This window comes from Caproicibacter fermentans (assembly GCF_009746625.1).
Classification (GTDB): domain Bacteria; phylum Bacillota; class Clostridia; order Oscillospirales; family Acutalibacteraceae; genus Caproicibacter; species Caproicibacter fermentans.
Genome location: NZ_VWXL01000062.1, coordinates 1 through 741 on the forward strand (window position 1 = coordinate 1; position 741 = coordinate 741).

General features: G+C 48.2%; 2 protein-coding genes. One reads left to right on the forward strand and one right to left on the reverse strand.

Annotated features, from left to right (window positions below):
- Positions 1 to 155: 155 nt before the first annotated feature.
- The gene (locus tag CAFE_RS11780; RefSeq protein WP_156990760.1) at positions 156 to 332 is read right to left on the reverse strand and encodes a hypothetical protein; all 177 of its coding nucleotides are present in this window, start codon (positions 330 to 332) and stop codon (positions 156 to 158) included.
- Positions 333 to 467: 135 nt separating this feature from the next.
- Here CAFE_RS11780 and CAFE_RS11785 point away from each other — a divergent pair.
- Positions 468 to 741 (forward strand): transposase (locus tag CAFE_RS11785; RefSeq protein WP_166525127.1); only part of this gene is annotated, 274 nt, incomplete at its 3' end.

The following is a 741-nucleotide window of genomic DNA, read 5'->3' on the forward strand; positions in this document are numbered from 1 at the left end:
TGTTATGCTCTAAGAGCTTTTTATTTTCTTTCACAACTAAATTTTAAAGCAAAAAGCCGGAGCTGCCAATACCTTTTCGTATGGTTGCTCCGACTTTTTTTTCGTGCCGTTTTGCAACGGCTCCTTTCAGAGCTGCTCTGAGCAACTTTAATTGCTTAGGTTACCGCATGCTCGATGCAGCGAGGCTCTGCGGATCCGGTTCTGGCAGTGCCGCCACGGATGACATTCTCAGCAAGACTCTTGGCAAGGAGTTTGGTCAGAACCCTTGCCGCGTCTTCAGCGGATTTCGGGTTGTGGAACGTGATATGTATTGCTTGGTGGCTCCGTTTCAAAGGCGTTTACTCCCTCATTATTGATGAAAGATAATAATAAGAGGATTAGGGAACCTCTGATTTAATCCGCCCCTCTACCGAAGAGAGGAGAACTCTGGTAAAATAGAAATATCAAGACACAGGCGGGGCGAAAAAATGAAAAAGCAACAAACTTTTACGGATATCGAATATAGCTGCAGAAAGAAGAAAACACGGCGGGAAGAGTTTCTGGAAACCATGGACGAGATAATCCCGTGGGAAGAGTGGGTCGGTATCATTGCGCCGTATTATCCCCGCGGCAAACGGGGCCGTCCGCCCATGGGCATTGAGCGGATGCTGCGGATGTATCTGCTGCAGATCTGGTTCAATCTCTCCGATCCGGCCACCGAGGACGCAATCTATGACAGCTATGCCATGCGTAAGTTTACCG